Source organism: Streptomyces himastatinicus ATCC 53653 (assembly GCF_000158915.1).
Lineage (GTDB): Bacteria > Actinomycetota > Actinomycetes > Streptomycetales > Streptomycetaceae > Streptomyces > Streptomyces himastatinicus.
The window spans coordinates 3433809-3437793 of sequence record NZ_GG657754.1; the positions used below are offsets into that span (position 1 = coordinate 3433809).

3 protein-coding genes are annotated in these 3985 nt (G+C 67.2%); all 3 read right to left on the reverse strand.

Translation table 11 applies throughout. The annotated features are described in order from the left end of the window. Nucleotides 1-80: 80 nt before the first annotated feature. Nucleotides 81-1841, reverse strand: coding sequence for an ABC transporter substrate-binding protein (locus SSOG_RS13940; RefSeq protein WP_039937528.1), 1761 nt, complete (start codon nucleotides 1839-1841; stop codon nucleotides 81-83). An 86-nt stretch (nucleotides 1842-1927) separates the two neighbouring features. Next, nucleotides 1928-2932 (reverse strand): ABC transporter permease, encoded by a 1005-nt coding sequence (locus SSOG_RS13945; RefSeq protein WP_009714867.1) that lies wholly within the window; start codon nucleotides 2930-2932, stop codon nucleotides 1928-1930. Between the two features lie 286 nt (nucleotides 2933-3218). Then, nucleotides 3219-3985, reverse strand: a 767-nt coding sequence (locus tag SSOG_RS13950) for an enhanced serine sensitivity protein SseB C-terminal domain-containing protein (protein WP_245606291.1), incomplete at its 5' end; no start/stop codon positions are given.

Below are 3985 nucleotides of genomic sequence, written 5' to 3' on the forward strand. Positions count from 1 at the left end.
CCGCCACGCGTGGCCATCACCTGCCCTTCGGGCCTATCGGATGAAGCGACGGTGGGGGTGGGGTGGCCGGTGGCCGGCCGTCACTTGACCCCGAGGGACACGTAGTCGTACCGGCCGTTGTAGGCCGAGGACGAGTAGGCGTTGGTCAGCCGCGAGCTGCGCCAGGTGATGTTCTTCTCGTAGAGGAACGGCATGGCCACGGCCAGGTCGGCGACCTTGTGGTTCATGTCCGCGTAGATCTGGCCTGCCTTGGCGGGGTCGGTCTCCTTGAGCGCGTTGTCGAAGTCCTTGTTGATCGCTGCGTCGTTGGTCTCGGAGACGTTGTAGTTACCGGTCTGCTCGATGAAGCGGCCGTCGAACAGCGGGCGGGAGAAGCCCTGCCCGGTCGGGAAGTCGGGGCCCCAGCCGGTCATGTTCAGGCCGTAGTTGCGCTTGTGCATCACGGACGGGGAGCCGGTGATGCCGGCCGACGAGCCGCCCTCGATCTCGTTGATGTCGAGCTTGATGCCGACCTTGCTCAGAGACTCCTGGAGCGTCTCGGCGGCGGCCGTCTCGTTGGGCTGGTCGGTGCGGGAGACGATGTTGGCGGAGAAACCGCTCGGCTTGCCGCACTGCTTCAGCTCGTCCTTGGCCTTGGCCAGGTCCGGCTTGCCCTTGCGCTTGATGACGCCGTACGGGTCGTAGTCGTCCGAGCCCTTGACGGTCTTGGGGAGCATGTTGGGGGCGAGGTCACCACCGGCCTGCGGGCCGCCGCGGGTGGTCTGGAGCGCGGTGTAGTCGGCCGCGTAGAAGACCGCCTTGCGGCAGTGGATGTTGTCGAACGGCTTCACCTTGGAGGCGAGGTCGACGTACCGGACGAAGTTCGTCGTGATGTTGTCGACGTTGCCCCTGTGCTCCTTGAGCGCGGCGGCGCGGCCGGACTGTCCCATGCCGGTGGCGCTCAGGAAGACGTCGTAGTCGCCCTTGATGAGCAGCTTGTCGATGGCTTCCAGGTTGGAGTTGAAGGTGACCGTGACCTGGTCCGGCAGGGCGGCGCGGACCGGGTCGGAGGACTTCTTCCACTTGTCGTTGCGCACCAGTGCCAGGCTCTTGCCCGGGGTGAACGACTTGACCTTGTACGGGCCGGAGGAGAACGGCCGGTTGGTGTACTGGGCGCCGGTGTCCTTCTCCTGCTTGACCGGGGAGCCGGTGGGCATCGCGAGCATCTGCTCGAAGTCACCGTTGGGCTCGGCGAGGCGGAAGGTGATGGTCTTGTCGTCCGGCGTCTCGATCGCCTTCAGCCCGAGCTTGTCCTTGGACTTGTCCTTGTACGGGCCCTTGTACTCGCCCTTGGGGTCGAGGACCTGGCGCAGATAGCCGGGACCGCCGGAGACGACGTCCTTGGCCCAGATGCGCTCGATGCCGTACTTGACGTCCTTGGACGTGATCGCCGAGCCGTCCTCCCAGGTGATCCCGTCGCGGAGGGTGTAGGTGTACGTCTTGCCGCCATCGGTGATCTTGCCTTTGGAGGTCGCCAGGTCGGGGACCAGCTCGTTGGACGCCTCGCCCGGCTTCGGCGCGTACGTGATGAGTTGACGCGAGTAGAACCGGGCGAAGTCCCACGCGAAGCCGTAGTACTGGCGCTGCGGGTCGAGCGAGTCGAAGTTCTGCTTGTTGATGAACTTCAGCGTGCCGCCCTTCTTGGTGGACTCGTTGGCGACGCCCTTCGCCCCCGCGTTGAATCCGGCACCGGAGGATTTGTCGTCGCTGCCGCCGCCGCACGCCGCGGTGGCCAGCAGGGCGCAGACGACAGCCGTCGCGCCGACGATCCGCCTGCTTCTCGACGAACGTAGGGGTTTCATGGTTCCTGCAACCTCCGGGATAGCGGTACGTGGCATGGCGCGGGGAAAGCTTCGGGGAGCCGCCTGACATCCGCGGCCGGGGCGCCTCATCGGGTGCCCTTGGGATCGAGGGCGTCGCGGACGCCGTCGCCGAACAGGTTGAAGGCCAGCACGGTCACGAAGATCGCCGCACCCGGGATGATCATGAACATGGGATCGTCCTCGTAGGTGTTCACCGCCTTGGAGAGCATCTGCCCCCAGGACGCGGTCGGCGGTTTCACGCCCGCCCCGAGGAAGCTGAGGGCCGCCTCGGTGAGGATGTTGGTGGGGATCATCAGCGTCGCGTAGACGGTGATCGGCGCCACCAGGTTGGGCAGCAGCTCCCGGAAGAGGATGTAGCGGCGGCCTGCGCCGAGGCTGCGCGCGGCCTCCACGTACTCCTTCTCGCGCAGCGACAGCGTCTGGCCGCGCACGATGCGGCCGACGTACGGCCAGCCGAAGAAGCCGATGACCGAGACCAGCACCGCGATGCGCACCCCGCTGCCGGTCAGGCCCAGCAGGTCGTTGGGGAGCACCGAGACCAGGGAGATGATGAACAGCAGCTGCGGGAAGGCCAGCAGCATGTCCATCACCCGGCTGATCACCGAGTCCACCCAGCCACCGAAATATCCGGCGATGATGCCGAAAACGGTGCCGAGGACGACGGCGACCAGGGCCGCGAGGAAGGCCACCAGCAGCGAGATCCGCGCGCCGTAGACGACGCGGCTGAACACGTCGCGGCCGTTGGAGGGCTCGACACCGAAGAGGAAGTCCGAACTGATGCCGCCCAGGCCGCCCTTGGGGGTGCCGAAGAGGGGGTCGATCTCCTCCTGGTGGAACTCGTTGGGCGGGTGGCCCAGCAGGCTCACGATCAGCGGCGCGAAGATCGCCACTAGCACGAGGAATACGACCACGCCGCCGCCCGCAAGCGCCAACTTGTCGCGTTTGAGGCGTCTCCAGGCAATCTGTCGCAGCGATCTTCCCTCGACCGACGCCTTGACCACATTCGCCGCCACATCGGCAGTCGCCACCGGCTCTGCGTCGGTGCTCGTGCCGTGCAATGGTGCCGTCATCGTGGTGGGGACCCCTCTCGACCGGTGGTGACCGGCCCACGACTCGCCGCTGTGGCGGCTTAAGTTCACAAGGTGAGCGAAAGGGGTCGTTTTACGGAACCGCGCCCCTTGGAGCGGGAGTCTTCATCGCGTTTGTGATCACCCGCCAGTACCCACGGGCAATGGATGCCTAACCGTGATGTGCAGTAAGCGGTTCCGGTATACGGACAGTTGTGGCCCGTGAACGCATCAGTAACAAACGCCCCACCGCAGGAACTTCGCGGTGGGGCGTTTCGGAGAAGGCGGCTCAGTACGCGTGCCGGGGCGGTGGATAGCCGTACCCGTACGACGGGGGCGGCGGCGCGGGCGCTGCGTTGTAGGCGTCGCGGTCGAAGAACGGCCGGGCGTTGGCCCGCATCCACATCGCGACCGGGTCGTGCTCGTCCGACAGCTCGACCGTCGAGACCGGCAGCCCCTCCGGCACCACGCCGACGGACTGCTGCATCATCAGCCGCACCGACTCCACGGCCTGCTGGCCGTTGTCGTACAGATCGAGCCCGATGGCCAGATACGGGGCGCCCAGCGCGGGCTGCACCCAGGCCCGGCGCAGCGAGCGCACCGCGACGGTGCGATGCGCGTTCTGCCCCAACAGGGCGTAGAACTGCGGGATTTCGATGGCCGGATCCGTCACCCGCAGCGGACCGGCGGGCAGTCGGTCCAACCCGCCCGCGATGCGCCGCAGGTCGAGCCAGGGGATGCCGACGCCGCCGCCGGGGGCGTGCGGGTTGAGCCAGAGGCCGTAGTGGTCGCGGTAGAGGGAGTCGGCGATCCGGCGGGCGTCCACCACCTCATGCGCACGGTTCCAGCCACTGGCGGCGAGTTCCTGGGCGGAGGTCACACACGGTGCGTAACCGTGGCCGTCCATGTCCATGTTGCCGTACTGGGCGTCGGGATCGCCGGGCGCACCGTGCCACAGCAGCATCCAGACCTGCCCCCCGGCGAGGGCGTGCAGCAGCGCCTCGTAGGCGTCGTACCGGCCGGGAGCGACCTGCTCCAGCATCCGCTCGACCTGAC